The 14,521-nt window shown below is 57.7% G+C and carries 13 protein-coding genes; 8 read left to right on the top strand and 5 right to left on the bottom strand.

Annotated features, from left to right (window positions below; all coding sequences use genetic code 11):
• Nucleotides 1-58: 58 nt before the first annotated feature.
• Nucleotides 59-625, top strand: a complete 567-nt coding sequence (locus tag A6M21_RS00545; protein ID WP_066665881.1) for a hypothetical protein — start codon at nucleotides 59-61, stop codon at nucleotides 623-625.
• 279 nt (nucleotides 626-904) lie between these two features.
• Nucleotides 905-1,651: a PHP-associated domain-containing protein gene (locus A6M21_RS18205; protein ID WP_151191729.1), complete on the top strand. Its 747-nt coding sequence runs from the start codon at nucleotides 905-907 to the stop codon at nucleotides 1,649-1,651.
• On the opposite strand, the gene A6M21_RS00535 is transcribed toward A6M21_RS18205, so the two are convergent.
• Entirely contained in the window at nucleotides 1,549-2,919 is a 1,371-nt protein-coding gene (locus A6M21_RS00535; RefSeq protein WP_066665877.1) for a UDP-glucose dehydrogenase family protein, read from the bottom strand. The two genes, A6M21_RS18205 and A6M21_RS00535, sit on opposite strands and share 103 nt — an antisense overlap.
• A gap of 203 nt (nucleotides 2,920-3,122) precedes the next feature.
• On the opposite strand from A6M21_RS00535, the gene A6M21_RS00530 reads away from it, so the two are divergent.
• Together A6M21_RS00530 and A6M21_RS00525 are read left to right on the top strand one after the other, a co-directional pair.
• On the top strand, nucleotides 3,123-3,434 hold the full coding sequence (locus tag A6M21_RS00530; RefSeq protein ID WP_066665875.1) for a YbjQ family protein: 312 nt from the start codon (nucleotides 3,123-3,125) through the stop codon (nucleotides 3,432-3,434).
• A gap of 73 nt (nucleotides 3,435-3,507) precedes the next feature.
• Nucleotides 3,508-4,845, top strand: coding sequence for a copper amine oxidase N-terminal domain-containing protein (locus tag A6M21_RS00525; protein WP_161485967.1), 1,338 nt, complete (start codon nucleotides 3,508-3,510; stop codon nucleotides 4,843-4,845).
• A gap of 91 nt (nucleotides 4,846-4,936) precedes the next feature.
• Here A6M21_RS00525 and A6M21_RS00520 read toward each other — a convergent pair whose 3' ends face one another.
• From A6M21_RS00520 to A6M21_RS00505, 4 genes are all read right to left on the bottom strand, one after another.
• Nucleotides 4,937-5,524: a DJ-1/PfpI family protein gene (locus A6M21_RS00520; protein ID WP_066665872.1), complete on the bottom strand. Its 588-nt coding sequence runs from the start codon at nucleotides 5,522-5,524 to the stop codon at nucleotides 4,937-4,939.
• 110 nt (nucleotides 5,525-5,634) lie between these two features.
• On the bottom strand, nucleotides 5,635-6,483 hold the full coding sequence (locus A6M21_RS00515) for a CoB--CoM heterodisulfide reductase iron-sulfur subunit B family protein (RefSeq protein ID WP_066665870.1): 849 nt from the start codon (nucleotides 6,481-6,483) through the stop codon (nucleotides 5,635-5,637).
• Nucleotides 6,484-6,521: 38 nt separating this feature from the next.
• The gene (locus A6M21_RS00510) at nucleotides 6,522-7,094 is read right to left on the bottom strand and encodes a 4Fe-4S dicluster domain-containing protein (protein WP_066665869.1); all 573 of its coding nucleotides are present in this window, start codon (nucleotides 7,092-7,094) and stop codon (nucleotides 6,522-6,524) included.
• 35 nt (nucleotides 7,095-7,129) lie between these two features.
• A complete protein-coding gene (locus tag A6M21_RS00505) occupies nucleotides 7,130-10,111 on the bottom strand; it encodes an FAD-dependent oxidoreductase (protein WP_066665982.1) in 2,982 nt (993 codons plus the stop codon).
• A 525-nt stretch (nucleotides 10,112-10,636) separates the two neighbouring features.
• On the opposite strand from A6M21_RS00505, the gene A6M21_RS00500 reads away from it, so the two are divergent.
• From A6M21_RS00500 to A6M21_RS00485, 4 genes are all read left to right on the top strand, one after another.
• Nucleotides 10,637-10,900 (top strand): 4Fe-4S dicluster domain-containing protein, encoded by a 264-nt coding sequence (locus tag A6M21_RS00500; protein WP_427854579.1) that lies wholly within the window; start codon nucleotides 10,637-10,639, stop codon nucleotides 10,898-10,900.
• A 471-nt stretch (nucleotides 10,901-11,371) separates the two neighbouring features.
• The gene (locus A6M21_RS00495) at nucleotides 11,372-12,121 is read left to right on the top strand and encodes a zinc dependent phospholipase C family protein (RefSeq protein ID WP_066665867.1); all 750 of its coding nucleotides are present in this window, start codon (nucleotides 11,372-11,374) and stop codon (nucleotides 12,119-12,121) included.
• Nucleotides 12,122-12,301: 180 nt separating this feature from the next.
• Nucleotides 12,302-13,141, top strand: coding sequence for a DNA adenine methylase (locus A6M21_RS00490; protein ID WP_066665980.1), 840 nt, complete (start codon nucleotides 12,302-12,304; stop codon nucleotides 13,139-13,141).
• Between the two features lie 86 nt (nucleotides 13,142-13,227).
• Nucleotides 13,228-14,514, top strand: coding sequence for a [Fe-Fe] hydrogenase large subunit C-terminal domain-containing protein (locus A6M21_RS00485; RefSeq protein WP_066665866.1), 1,287 nt, complete (start codon nucleotides 13,228-13,230; stop codon nucleotides 14,512-14,514).
• The last annotated feature ends 7 nt before the right edge of the window (nucleotides 14,515-14,521 follow it).

The raw sequence follows: 14,521 nt of genomic DNA, 5'->3' as shown, positions 1-14,521 counted from the left end.
GGCCACCGGTCTTCTGGGTGAAAGCATAGCCGGTATTTTTCCGAAATATGATTTCTTTGTGGACTTTTTCACCGGCTATTATACTGATGTTGAGCCGGAGGCGGCGCTGGTGGTCGAAGCGGAGGGAAAGGTGGCCGGCTACCTGCTCGGCTGTACCGATGCCGCCCTGCACCGGCGTTATCAACTGCGTCTTTTGGCCAGGGCCTTACTTCCCGTGTGCCACGGGTTTTGCCGGGGTATATACGGTCCGCCGGCATTCCGGTTTTTCCGCTGGCTGTTCTGGCGGGGCTGGCGGGAAATGCCCGGGGTGCCGGCCGGTGGCGCCCACTTTCATTTCAACATCTTGAAACGTTGGCGCGATGCGGCGGTTACCCGCCTGCTGGTCGAAAGCTATTTGGAACTGTTGCGGCGTGAACACCCCGGCATCAAAGTGGTTTGGGGGCAGATGGAAACATTCGGCGCCAGGCGTTCCCAATCCCTGTTCAAAAGGCTGGGCTGGGAATTTTACGATCAGGTGAAGCTGAGCAAGTACCGGTACCTGTTCAATTCCCCACCGCCGGAGCATTTGAAAAAGCTGGCCGCCGGGGAGGTTTACCTGACCACCATCTACCGGGAACTTTGGTGAAAAGCCGTTGCCCAGGAAGGTCCATTGGCCGCTGCTGGATTATCTGGAGCAATGTTGATGTATATAGTCGACACGTCTATTGCACATGCGTCAGCACTGCATCCGGCGGCTTTTGTCAGGCGGCGTTTTGCCGGCGGCCCACTTGCCGGGCCGGGCCTTACTGCTTCTTCCGGCGGGTAAAGCTGCTTTTGCGCAAGGGATTCCAGCCGGGCAAAAAGCGATCCGCCGGTGCGGCCGCCGGCTTTTGAACAGCTGTTTTCTAAAACGCGGGAGGTCAATATGCATTATCTAAAGGCGGAATTTCACTGTCACGTCAAGTTGTTCAGCCGCCGGCCGTTCCGTCCGGGGCAACTGCGGCGCCGGTTGGAGTGGGCGCGGCGCACCGGGCTGGATGTGCTGGCGGTGACCGAGCACATCGATGTCTCCGACTTTTGGGAAATATACCACTGCCTGGAATCCTGGTGTGGTCACGCATCCGGCATGTTTGAGTGGCGGGGGCTGATTGTGCTGGCCGGGGCGGAAGTAAGTGTGGCCGAAGGAGGGGATATTATCATGATCGGTTCCCCGGCCGCCCTGAAAGAACTGGAAAAAAGGCTGGGCCGGCTGCGGCCGGGGCGTTTCCCCGCCTTTCAAACCCTGATGGACGCCAGCGAGGACCTGGGCTTTTTGCGCACCGGGGCGCATCCCTGCCGCAGCAGCAAGGAGTTGTGGAAAATGGGACCGCTGCTGAAGCGACTGGACGCTCTGGAAGTAAACGCCACGGAATTGTCGCTGGCCGGCCATGTACTGAGAAAGTCCGCGGAACTGAACCGCCCGGTTCTGGCCGGCAGCGACGCCCATCACTGGCTGCAGATGGGGCGGGTCTACAATCTGCTGCCCTTTGAAGGCCGTTTTACGCTGGTGGAACTCAAACAGGCCGTTGCTCAGCACCGGGTGACCTGGCAGCGGAACGGCGTCCGGTCGCTTTTGGGTAAAATGATATTCCCGGGCTGGTTTTCCGGCTTTGCCGGCCGGCCGACACCTTGATAAACTAGGCCGTTTTTGATGATTTCTTCCGCCGGCAGGCAATTGCGCCCGTCCAGCACCAGGCGGGGCGGACGCATCAGTTCCTTGACCGCCGTCCAGTCCAGACCGGTGAATTCCGGCCAGGCGGTGGCCACCAGCAGGGCGTGGCAGCCCTCCAGCGCCGCCATAGTGCCGGATGCGGAATAAACTTCCGGGGGTAGAAGCCGCTGCGCATTTTTCATTGCCAGGGGGTCATAGACCCTGATCTTCACCCCTTCGTCCAATAGCAGATTGATTATATCCAATGCCGGTGATTCCCGGATGTCGTCGGTCCCCGGTTTGAACGCCAGCCCGAGCACACAGACGGTTTTATCGTGTAATGTGCCCAGCATCCCGCGCAGTTTGCGCAGGGCCAGCACCCGCTGGCGGTTGTTCACCTCAATCACCGCCTTGAGCAGGTTGAAGGCGTAGCCGTTGCAGGTGGAAACAAAGTCCAGGCCGCAGGTGTCCTTGGGAAAGCAGGATCCCCCGTATCCCAGGCCGGCCTGCAGGAATTCGCCGCCAATGCGCCGGTCCATGCCCACCGCGCGGGCCACCGGCAAGATGTCCGCTCCGACCAGTTCGCACAGGTTGGCGATTTCGTTGATAAAAGAGATTTTGGTGGCCAGAAAGGCATTGGCCGCATATTTGACCATTTCCGCGCTGCCGACGTCCATGGTCACCACCGGGGCGTCAATATCGGCGTATAGCCGGGCCAGTTTGGCCACGGCCAGCTCCTGATCGCCGCCAATCACAATGCGGTCCGGGTAATACCAGTCCCGGACGGCGGATCCTTCCCGTAAAAATTCCGGATTGGCCAGGTAGGTCAGGGGCACCCCGGCCCGGGAAAGCAAACGAGCTTTCAGGTTTTCGCCAAAACCGGGCGGTACGGTGCTTTTCATGACAATGAGCTGGGGAAACCGGGCCTGTTCCACGATCCGGGAGACTGCACCATAAATTTGTGACAGATCGATTCTACCGTCCGGCCGTGCCGGTGTACCCACGGCGATCATGACTACTTCCGCGTCCAGACAGGCGGCAACCTCGCTGCTGAAATGCAGGGAACCTTTTCCCACACCGGCGGTGAAAATTTCCGCCAGCCCGGCTTCGTAAAAGGGCAGCCGCCCGTCCTGCAATTCGGCCAGTTTGCCTTCGTCCTTTTCGATACAAACCACTTCGTGACCGGAGCGGCTCAGGCAGGCCGCCGCGACCAAACCCACATAACCCGCACCAATTACAGCAATTCTCACCTGATCACCCCCGCTAAATCATAGCAGGGGCTGGTTAAAAGGCTGTTTATTTCCGGTTAAAATTGGCGGCGGGACGTTTCCCCCAAAACCTGATACTATTTTATTAAATTTTCGCCGGTTTGCCGGAAAAAAAGAAAAATAAAAGGAATTGGGCTGCCAGTGAAGAATTGTCATAAAAAATAAAACCTGGAGGTGCACGGCCTTTGATCCTGACCACCACTCCGGACATTGAAGGAAAACCGGTGCGTGAATACCTGGGCATTGTTACCGGCGAGGCGATCATGGGCGCCAACATCGTGCGTGATTTTTTCGCTACGGTGACGGATATTGTGGGCGGGCGCTCGGGTGCTTATGAAGAAAAGCTTTCCCACGCCCGTGAAGTTGCCTTTAAAGAAATGTCGGAAGAGGCGCAGCGTTTGGGGGCCAATGCCATTATCGGCATCGATATTGATTACGAAGTGGTGAGGGAGGGGATGCTTATGGTCACCGCCTGTGGCACGGCGGTGAAAATTTAATGCCGGCCGGACCGGCCGGCCAGGGATGAAAATACTTGATCAAAATATTTATGAGAGGCGGGTGATGTTGCGCATGAAAAAGAGGCTGTTTTTAATGATTTTGACCCTGGCGCTTACGGCATGCCTGCCGGCAGTGCCGGCACTGGCCGCGGGAAAGATTAACCTGACTGTTAATGGAAATCAGGTCACCTTTGGCGATACGTACCAGGAAAACGGTGTTAGTATGGTTCAGGCCGGTCAGTTTGCCCGCTTTTCCGGCGTTGCCCTGGACCAGGACACAAATGGCGGCATTAAGCTGACCCAGGGGAAGGATTCCCTGGTGTTGACCCCCGGCAGCCGCCAGGCGTTGTTAAACGGCAAGCCGGTAACCCTGCCCGTTGCCCCGGAGCAGTCGGGGAATGAAGTGAGCATTCCCCTGCGCTTTGTTTCCGGTGTGTTTGGCTTTCAGGTCGGTTGGGACGGGGCAAGGGAAACGGCCCTGCTCAGCCGGAACCAGTTACGTGACGGCATGACCCCGGAAGAGTTGCTGGCCAAATCGAACCAGGCCTGCCAGGCGGTGAATACTTATTCCATGACCGGGGACATGAACATGAATATGAACATGGCTGCCGATGGCAAACCGGTTCCCGGTGTGCCCAAGAACATTAAAATCAACTTGACCGGCAGCGTGGAAAACAATCCCCTGCAGATGTACATCAAGGAAAATATTGTGCCGGACAGCCCGGCCGCAGTTCCGGCCATGGTGATGGAAATGTACATGAACCAGGACAAAATGTATATCAAGCCCCCCGGACAACCGGACTGGCTGGTTTCCCCGGCCGGCATTGCGCCGGATTTTATCAGGCAGCAGCAACAAGTGCAGTCCGATCCGATCAAGGCGGTCCAGCAGATGAAAGAACTGGGCATACTGTTGAATTACAGTGACGATGCAACTATAAACGGGAATGACTACTATGTGATTAATGCCACCATAGACCAGGATAAATTCCGTCAGGGCTATGCGCAGCTGTTGCAGCAGGCCATGCAGGGCATGCCGGGCATGACCGGTCAGTCGTCCCGGGATTTTACGCAGGCCATGCAGAAGCTTTTGGATAAAGCCAATGTCAATATCTTCTACACCGCCTACATCAATAAGAAAACACTGATCAATGATTTGACCAAAATTAACGAACAGCTGGACTTTAATATCAACCCCCGGGAAATGACTGGCGGCACCCCGGCCCAGCCGCCGGAGAATGTACCGCAAAATGTGCATATGGAGATGACCATGCAGGGCAACATAAGCATTTCCGGCCTGGGCCAACCCTTTAAAGCACCGGATGTAAGCAAGGCCAGGGATATGAGTCAGCTTGCCCCGCCGGCACCGGCTCCGGCTCCGGCGGAAACCCCGTCTTCCGCCGCGGGAAAATAAGCTGGTGCACGTAGCTGCCGGTTGCTCCGAAAAAGATACCGGACCCGGTACCCCCTAAAGGGGCCGGGTCCGGGTTTTTCCACGTAGTTGTTTAAATTTCAATTTTTGCCCCCAGCAGTTCAGCGAACTTGCGTATCCACTCCGGATGTCCGGGCCAGGCGGCGGCGGTGACCAGGTTTCCGTCCACCCAGGCGTTGGTAAAGGTTTCGTTTACTTCGCCCCATTTGGCTCCGGCGCGAACGCAGTCGGGCTTGACAGCGGGATAGGCCGTACAGAGCCGGCCTTCCAGCACGCCGGCCGCCACCAGGATTTGTTGGCCGTGGCAGATGGAAGCCACCGGTTTGCCGGTCTCAAAGAAGTGGCGTACCATTTCCAGCAACCGCTCATTCAGACGCAAATATTCGGGTGCCCGGCCGCCGGGGATGACCAGCCCGGTGTAATCTTCCGGCCTGACTTCATCAAAGGTGGCGGTGAGCATGAAATTGTGCCCCGGCTTCTCGCTGTAGGTTTGATCTCCTTCAAAGTCGTGGATGGCCGTGCGCACCGTTTCGCCGGCTTTTTTGCCGGGGCAGACGGCATCTACAGTGTAGCCCAGCATGGTCAGCATTTGAAAAGGGACCATAACTTCGTAATCCTCGACATAATCCCCTGCCAGCATCAGAATCTTTTTATCCGCCATTGCTATCCCTCCTGGAAAAATTATTTTACCAAGCAATGATTAATTTCCACAGAGAGAATAAAATTCCTTCGTTGTTGGGTTATGGCGGCCCGGAAATAACAGCAGCTCTTTTACACTGCCAGCACCGGCGCCAGGACCGGAAATGGGTCCACCAGGTGCCGGTGCAGCCAGCCGGCGCATGCGGACAGGCCGAAGGCCAGGCCCATCAGTTCGGTGAAGTAGAACACCGGCATGGTGCGGGACGGATCGCGGCGCATTTCCAGGTTGGCGTGGCAGAGGGTGCAGGCGGTGACCACGGCGTTTGCGCCGGTCTCGGCGGCCATTTGCAGCAAATTGTTCACCATGTTCCGTACCGTCCGGCTGTCGCAGATGGACAGGCTGGCGCCGCAGCAATCGGTTTTATAGGACCACTGCAGGGGTTCGGCACCCAGGGCGGCCATCAGGCGGTCCATGCTGACAGGGAATTCCGGGGAATCAAAGGCGGTCACCCGGGGCGGGCGGACCAGCAGGCAGCCGTAGTAACAGACCACTTTCAGATTTTTTAAGGGCCGGCTTACCCTTTGCTTGATCCGTTCAATGCCGATCCGCGTCGTCACCGCCTCCAAAAGTGAGAGCACGTGCAGGTTTTGATCAAAATCCAGGCCGGTTTTTTGCCGCATTGCGCCGGCCTGCGCCGGGTTGGTCTTGAGTGCGTAATCGGCGCTTTTCAGCCGGTTGTAGCAGGCCGAGCAGGAAGCCACCAGGTCCAGCCCGGTCTCTTGCGCCAGGCCGAGATTGCGTGCCGGGAGAGTCAGACCCAGTTCATGGTTCAGACTGTGCGCCGAAGTGGCCCCGCAGCAGTTCCAATCGGGCAGTTCCACCAGTTCCAGGTCCAGTTCGCCGCAGACGGCCCGGGCGGAGAGGTCGAATTCCCTGGCGCTGGTCTGCAGGGAACATCCGGGAAAGTAAGAGAGTTTCATGTCGTCCGGCTCCTTTACGGGTAGGATAATACTGTTTGCTAATTGCTTCCGCCAGTGAGCGGGCCGGTCTGGTTGAACAGTTCCCGGATGCCCGCCCGGTCCTTGATCCGCTCCGGTAACAGGCTGAATTTGCCTTTTCTGAACATGCGTACACCGATGTTCAGGTCGCTGAAAATGTCCCCGGTTTTCAGCTTGTAACGGGCGAGCATGACCGGCTCGTGCACCCGGCCGTTGGCGCGCAGCGAGTCCAGAAATTCCCGGTGGAAGAGCTTGATTTTCCGGCCCCGGCCGTTTGCTTCCCGGCCGTTGCCCATTTCCCGCAGGCAGTCCATCACCCGGCCGATGCTGATGCCGTTCGGACAGCGGGCGGCGCAGGTTTCGCAGCCGACGCACAGCCAGATGGCCAGGCTTTCCCAGACGGGCTCCGGCCGGCCCAGGCGCAGCAGTTCCATGATTTGATTCGGTTTGATGTCCATGGCGGCGCTCATTGGGCAGCCGGCCGAACACTTGCCGCACTGGTAGCATAGTTGCACCGGCTGACCGCTCTTTTGGGCCAGTACTCCGGTGAACGAATCTTGACCGTTCAAGGCCAGGGCGGTGTGGTTAGACATGTTTTACTCCTCCAGTCATTTGGAAATAGGCCCGTTTACAGTGCCCGGATTGCAGCCATAACCTGTTCATTGGTGAACCCTTCAACGTCAACGGCCCCGCGCAGGCAGGAGGCGGCGCACACCCCGCAGCCCTTGCACAGGGCGGCGTTTACCACAGCCACCTTTTCAGTATCGTCCACGGTCACCGCCCTGGCCGGGCAGACCGAAGCACATGTACCGCAGCCCGTGCATTTTATTTTGCTGACAAAGGCGCTGCCGCCCTCCACGGTGATCGTGTCCCCGGCCAGCAAAGCGGCGGCGCGGGTGGCGGCCGCGCCGGCCTGGACGATGCTTTCTTCCAGGTTTTTCGGGCCGTGGGCCAGGCCGCACATGAACACCCCGTCCGTACTGAAATCCACCGGGCGCAGCTTCAGATGCGCTTCGAGGAAGAAACCGTCCTGGTTCAGAGGCACTTTGTAGAGCCGGGACAAACGGGCATTGTCTGCCGGCGCCGCCATGGCCGCGGCCAGCCCGGCCAGGTCCGCTTCGATCGTTACAGGTGCGCCCAGAACGTCGTCGAGCACATCCACCCGCAAATGATCACCTTCCGCGGTCACCGTGGGTTTATTCCCTTCATTGTACCGGATGAAAAGCACTCCCCGGCGCCGCGCTTCCTGGTAGAGTTCCTCGAAAAAGCCGTAGGTGCGCATATCCCGGTAAAGCACGTAGATCATTGCCTCCGGGTTTATTTCTTTAATCTGCAGGGCCAGCCGCACGGACTGCGTGCAGCAGGTGCGGCTGCAGTACGGCCGCCGGTCGTCCCGGGAGCCCACGCACTGGATGAAAACAAAGCGTCCGGCGCCGTTCACCCGGCTGTCGCCGGCGGCCAGGGCGCCCTCCAGATCCAACAGGGTCATCACCCGCCCGTTCGCGCCGTAAAGGTATTCCTCCGGACGGTATTCCCCGGCGCCGGTGGCGATAATCGTCACGCCGTGGGCGATTTCCTCCCCGCTGGACAAGGTGGATACGAAGTTGCCCACGAATCCGCCGGCGGCGGTTATTTCCGCCCCGGTGTGGATGGTGATCAACTCCTGTTCATGCACCTGGGTGATTAAACCGGACAGGAAGCCCTGTACATCCTCGCCGTTGGCGCCAATATGCAGTCGTCCGGCCATTCCGCCCAGGTGTTCGTTCTTTTCCACCAGATGCACCCGGTGGCCCCGGCCGGCCAGATTGAGCGCCGCCGTCATGCCGGCCGCACCGCCGCCCACCACCACCGCCTGCCGGGTCATCCCCAGGCTGACGCCCTGCACCGGCTGCAGCAGGGCGGCTTTGGCCACGGCCATTTTGATCAGGTCTTTGGCCTTGGCCGTGGCCATTTCCGGCTGGTGCATGTGCACCCAGGAGCAGTGCTCGCGGATGTTGGCCATTTCAAATAAATGGGGGTTCAGGCCGCTTTCGCGCAGTAAATTTTGAAACAGCGGCTCATGTGTGTGCACGGTGCAGGCGGCCACCACCACCCGGTTCAAGCGGTGTTCGTCAATCACCGCGGCCATGGTTTTCAGGCTGTCCTGGGCGCAGCAGTAGGAAAATTCGGCCGCGTAAGCTACGCCGGGTAATTGCCGGGCGAAGCGGGCCACCCGGGCCACATCCACCACCCGGCTGATATTGCCGCCGCAGCGGCAGACGAACACTCCCGTGCGGGGGGCATCCCCTTTCACATCCCGTTCTTCCAGCGGCGGCCGTTCCCGGCGGGAAGCGCTTCCGAGCAGGGCGGCGGCCGCCCCGGCGGCCGCGCTGGCCTGCGTGACGGTGTCCGGTATGTCCCGGGGGCCGGTGAAGGCGCCGGCGGCAAAGATGCCCGGCCGGGAGGTTTCAATCCCGGAAAGGGGTTGCATGGCGCAAAACCCGAAGCTGTTCAGGGACAGGCCCAGTTTTTCGGCCAGCGGCATTACCGGCGCCACCATGCCCGTGGAGAGCACCACCAGGTCGAATTCTTCCTGCTTGAGCGTACTGTCATCTGCGAGATAGTTCACCCGCAGGTTCCGGCTGCCATCCCCGGCCTGTTTTATTTCCGCCGGCCGGTTTCTGATCAGGCGGACGCCCATCTCCTTCGCCCGGTGGTAATAATTTTCAAATCCCTTGCCGTAGGTGCGCATATCCTGGTAAAAGATGGTGGCCTGCATGTTCCGTCCCTGCTCCAGCACCACCATGGCCTGCTTGAGGGCGTACATGCAGCAGACACCAGAACACAATTCCCGGTTGATGGTGGTTTCCCGTGAACCGGCGCACTGAATCCAGGCCACCCGGTGTACCGCCTTTTCGTCTGAGGGGTGGATCAACCGGCCCTGGTACGGCCCGGAAGAGCTGAGCAGACGTTCAAATTCCAGGCTGGTCAGCACCGACGGATAGAGCTGCCGGTAACGGTATGGTTCCAGCCGGGCCGGGTCCAAAAGGCCGAAGCCCGGACAAAGAATGACCGCCCCGGCCATCAGCTGCATTTGCACCGTTTTTGTGTCCAGCGAGACCGCGCCGCCGGGGCAGGCATCCACACAGGTCCGGCAGTTGATGCAATTTTCCCGGTCGATGGCATAACAGTTGGGAAAGGCCTGGGGATAAAGCTTGTAGATGGCCTTCCGTCCATTCAGTTCCTGGTTGAAGGGATCGTCGACATAAACGGGGCATTGTGCGGCGCATTCCCCGCATCCCGTGCAGCGCTCCATATCCACCCCCCGGGATTGCTGCTCCACCGTGACCGTGAAATGCCCCGGTTCCCCGGTCACATCGAGCACTTCCGCGTTGGTGAGCACTGTGATCAAGGGGTGCCGGCCACATTCCGCCAGCTTGGGGGAAAGAATACACATAGCGCAGTCGTTGGTCGGGAACGTCCGCCCGAGCATGGGCATGGTGCCGCCGATGGCCGCTGACCGTTCCACCAGGTAGACATGATGATAACCCAGGGCGGCCAAATCCAGTGAAGCCTGGATGCCGGCAATACCGCCTCCCGCCACCACTACGGCATCAATTCGGGTTTCCATCAAAAACACCCCGTTTATGAAAGAACTGTATACAAAATCCCGCCGAATGAATCAGGCCAGGAAACCCCGGCCTGAAGAGTGAATTTACTTTAAAAGAGATAATTTTTACGGTATATTATAGATTTCGCGTTTTCTAAAAACCATACTTTTAGGGTAAGAGGTGGTTTTTTAATGTTTAAAATAATATTTCTGTATTTAACGGTAACGGTCGTGGTAGTTGTCCATTTTCACAGCCTGGCTGATCATTTGGGGATGATTAATTAACCATTCGGGGTTTATTTGTTGATATTTAAGGGTGAATCTGTTACCCTGATCTATATTCTGCACCAATTCCGGCTGTACAATTTCAGAACAATTTCAGCCCCCTTTCAGATGTTATTTCATGAGCAACAGGTTTTCCACGCTTAATGCTTTCCGGGATAAGCGCTGTTTCATTTTATAATTGGCTGGTGCCGCCCCGGGAAGTCCGGTAAAGCCCCGGCGGCCGGGGTTTTTCTTAAATTTAAACCAGGGGGGATACGGGTTTTGAAAATCTTGCACTATGATCTGGCCAGGGGGGCGATGACGGTTTTCCCGGGGCTGTGCAAGGGCTGCGGGTATTGCATCGTCAAGTGTCCCCGGCAATGCATCACCTGGTCGGAGGCGCTCGGCATTTACGGTACGCCGACGGTGACGGTGGAGGGGGACAAGTGCATCTTGTGCCAGTCCTGTGCCCTGGTGTGTCCCGACTGTGCCATCGAGGTGACTTATATCCCCAGGCCCAAACGCAAAAAAAAGTATTTCGACTGACCGGATGCGGCACGCTTGCCAGAGCTGCCGGGACACCTGTTTCTGCCAGGCGCTTTAAGGAGCGTCCCTTTTGTGAGTCATGCATATAAAAAATGCATGACACCCGGAATCAGTTCAATGTTCAGCATTGCCCGGTTGTGGTATAAGCGAAAATCAGCCTGCTACTCACCGGCCGATCCAGAGAGCTAAAGATAATGCCTGCCTGTTCCGGCGGCGACAGTCCATTCCCCCGGCAGTTGGAGTCTTATCAAGGACTTCAACTGCCGGGGGAATTTTCTTTTGCCGCAATGCTAATTTTCATAGCAGCATGAGCGTCTGAAGGCAAATCTTAATCAAATCTTAGCGCTGGCTTGACATCAGTCTTATATAATGCACCCGTGACCGGGTTGGAGTATACTTGCCGGTCAGGTTCCGGCAAGACCGGGAACAATTTGCAGAGGCTTTTAAATGAGCAACAGGAGGGAAGGCAAATTGCATTTAAGTCTGAAATGTGTCCCGCCTGCATTGAGTTTCGTTGGCAAGTACCTGCTGGCCACGGGAAAGATGTCATACAGTCTGGAGCTTGGTTTTTGCTCCACGCATGTGCAGTGCAACCGTCAGGCCCGGATTATTTTGAACCGGGACGGTTACCGGGCCGAAGCGGCCCTGCTGGAAAGGTTCGCCCGGCAGTTGGATTTTGGCGCCTGCTGGGCCGACAGCGGCTGGAGTTGCGTGCATCATTATTATGATCCCGGCAGGGATGCGGGTTTATTGGGACGTGCTCCGTCCACCGTGCTCTGCCGGCGCTACTTTCAACGCGCCCTTATCCACTGGCGGGCCGGCCATTACCGGCGGGCCATGTTTTTTTTGGGTGCCGCAGGACATCTGGTGCAGGACGCCTGGGAACCGCACCACGCCAGTTGCCGGGTGGGTGCGGGGCACAGCAGCTACGAGCGCTGGGTGCAGCAAAACCGCCGGCGCTACCTGGCCGGGTGCAAAGGGTTGTACTGGGGGTTCGGCGACGCCGCGGACTGGGTGAAGGCCGCCGCTTGCCAGGGGCGTGAGCTGTTTGGGCTGGTCGGCGGTCCGCCGGACGCGGGCAATTACCATCTGGCGACGAATTGCCTGCTTCCGCTGGCCCAGCAGTCTACGGCGGGTTTTTTCCTGCTTTTCCTGGAACTGGTCGGTTTCACCGGTGAGTTCGGGGACAGGCTGCTGCAAATTATCGGAGCTGCGGCTTGAATGAAAGGAAGCATCCCGAAACCTTGTTTATCCGTATAGTTTTTTCCCCACTTCACCGGTTATAGCCGGTTTTTTCATGAGTCATGCCGAACCGGACTTTGCCGGTTTTCATTCCGGGTTGCTGACTTGTCCGGCAGGGGAAACTTTTACCGCTGTCGAATATGTCATTTGGTGATGTGCATGTCTCAAACTGTCTGCAATAATCCACTGCTATACCCTGTTCGTCCGCCTGTCAAGTGGGCCGGCGGCAAAGGACAACTCATATGGCAATTCATACCGCTCTTCCCGGATCAGTTCAAATGCCTGATCGAGCCTTTTGTCGGCGGCGGGGCCGTATTTTTTTACCTCCGGCCGGCGCAGGCGATCCTTCTTGATTGCAATGAGGAACTGATCAATTTTTATCAAGTGGTGCGGGATAAGCTTGACTTTTTGCTGGCCGACCTGCGCCGCCATAAAAACACGGCGGAATACTATTACCAGGTGCGGGCTCAGGAGCCGGCCGCTCTTACTGATGTGCAGCGGGCGTCCCGTTTCCTGTACCTGAATAAAACCGGTTATAACGGTTTGTGGCGGGTAAACCGCGAGGGGCGGCACAACGTGCCGTTCGGCCGTTACAAGAACCCTAAAATCGTAGATGAGGAAAACCTCCGGACAGTTAGCGCCGCCTTGAAAAGAGCCGAGATCAAACACGGCGACTTTTCCCGGGTGCTGGAGGTGGCCGGACCGGAAGCGTTCGTCTATCTGGATCCGCCTTATCATCCGCTGTCCGGAACGGCGAGATTTACCAGCTATACGGCGGACTGCTTTGGTGAAAAGGACCAGCGCCGGCTGGCGGAGGTATTCCGGGAACTGGACCGCCGCGGTTGCCGGGTTATGCTCAGCAATTCGGATACGGAGTTTGTCCGGGAGCTTTACCCGGCATACAATATAACAACAGTTATGGCCAGGCGGGCCATAAACTGCCGGGCGGACGGACGGGGCTTGATCACGGAACTGGTGGTGAGAAATTACGTCAGATGAACCTGGAACGGAAATACCGTGACTCATAAACCGCCAATAAACGGTAAATAGTAGACAGAGCGATATTCAGCAAGGATGATGCGGTTTTGAGTGCATCCAGATATGATGAAATTTTTAAAAGGCTGGTCAAAAGCGCCTACCACGGTGATTTGGCGGCGGAAAAAGAGCAAATCCGCCGTACCGGTGATGAACTTACAGATCAGTACATACTTTACGCTGCGGGCGGCGGCGACCCGGACACGGTGGTCTTTAAGGTCAGGGAGTGCGGCGGTCAGTGCTGTGCCGGGGATGAGCACTGCCGGGCATCGTGCCTTTTTGGCGCTATAGTCCGCGATAGGCAGGGCAATGTGGTGATCAAACGGAATGATTGCACCGGCTGCGGCAAATGCGTGGAGGTTTGCCGTCATTATTCCCTGGTGGATAAAAAAGAGTTCGTGCCTTTGATTGAACTGTTGCGGGATCGCCGCGTGCCGGTTTTTGCCGCAGTCGCCCCTGCTTTTGCCGGTCAGTTCGGACCCGGTGTCACCCCCGGTAAAATGCGGGCGGCGTTGAAGCGGCTTGGTTTCTACGGCATGGTGGAAGTGGCGCTCTTTGCCGATATCCTGACATTGAAAGAGGCGCTGGAATTTGAACGGCAGGTGACCAAAGAAGACGACTTTATGCTGACCAGCATGTGCTGTCCGGTCTGGGTTTCCATGGTCAAGCGCGTTTACCGTGACCTGGCGCCCCATATATCACCCTCCGTATCTCCCATGGTGGCCTGCGGCAGGGGCATCAAACATCTGCATCCCGGTTCCAAAGTGGTTTTTATCGGGCCTTGTATCGCCAAAAAAGCGGAAGCTAAAGAACCCGACATCAAGGACGCCGTGGACGCCGTGCTTACTTTCCGGGAGCTGCAGCAAATATTTGAGGCCGTGGGCGTTGATCCGGCCAAAATGGAGGAAGATGAAAGCGAGCACTCCTCCACCGCCGGCCGGATCTATGCCCGCACCGGAGGAGTGAGCCGGGCGATCTCCGAAACGCTGGACAGGCTGCGGCCGGACCGGAAAATAAAAATCCGGGCCATCCAGGCCGACGGAGTGCAAAATTGTAAAAAGATGCTGGAAGACGTGCTGGCGGGCCGGTTAAAGGGAAATTTCCTGGAAGGCATGGGCTGTAACGGAGGCTGTGTGGGCGGCCCGAAAGTGCTCATCGATCCGGCGGCCGGCCGGGAGTTTGTGGAAAGGTACGGGGAACAGGCCGCTTCCCCGACCCCGGTGGACAACCGGTATGTTATGGAACTGTTGAAACAACTGGGCATTGATGCGGTGGAGGAATTTTTGGACGGCGAAAAGGCGGCCATGTGGATCAGGAATTTCCCAACCGGCAGGTGATTTGTCA

The organism is Desulfotomaculum copahuensis, from assembly GCF_001655685.1.
Classification (GTDB): Bacteria; Bacillota; Desulfotomaculia; order Desulfotomaculales; family Desulfovirgulaceae; genus Desulfotomaculum_G; species Desulfotomaculum_G copahuensis.
The sequence above is the reverse complement of the archived record's forward strand: the minus strand, read 5'-3'. Positions and strand labels throughout refer to the sequence as shown.

Coding starts and splice junctions, on each gene's coding strand:
- A6M21_RS18205 (WP_151191729.1), top strand. CDS start 905: ATGCATTATCTAAAGGCGGAATTTCACTGTCACGTCAAGTTGTTCAGC.
- A6M21_RS00525 (WP_161485967.1), top strand. CDS start 3,508: ATGAAAAAGAGGCTGTTTTTAATGATTTTGACCCTGGCGCTTACGGCA.
- A6M21_RS00520 (WP_066665872.1), bottom strand. CDS start 5,524: ATGGCGGATAAAAAGATTCTGATGCTGGCAGGGGATTATGTCGAGGAT.
- A6M21_RS00515 (WP_066665870.1), bottom strand. CDS start 6,483: ATGAAACTCTCTTACTTTCCCGGATGTTCCCTGCAGACCAGCGCCAGG.
- A6M21_RS00510 (WP_066665869.1), bottom strand. CDS start 7,094: ATGTCTAACCACACCGCCCTGGCCTTGAACGGTCAAGATTCGTTCACC.
- A6M21_RS00505 (WP_066665982.1), bottom strand. CDS start 10,111: ATGGAAACCCGAATTGATGCCGTAGTGGTGGCGGGAGGCGGTATTGCC.
- A6M21_RS00490 (WP_066665980.1), top strand. CDS start 12,302: ATGTCTCAAACTGTCTGCAATAATCCACTGCTATACCCTGTTCGTCCG.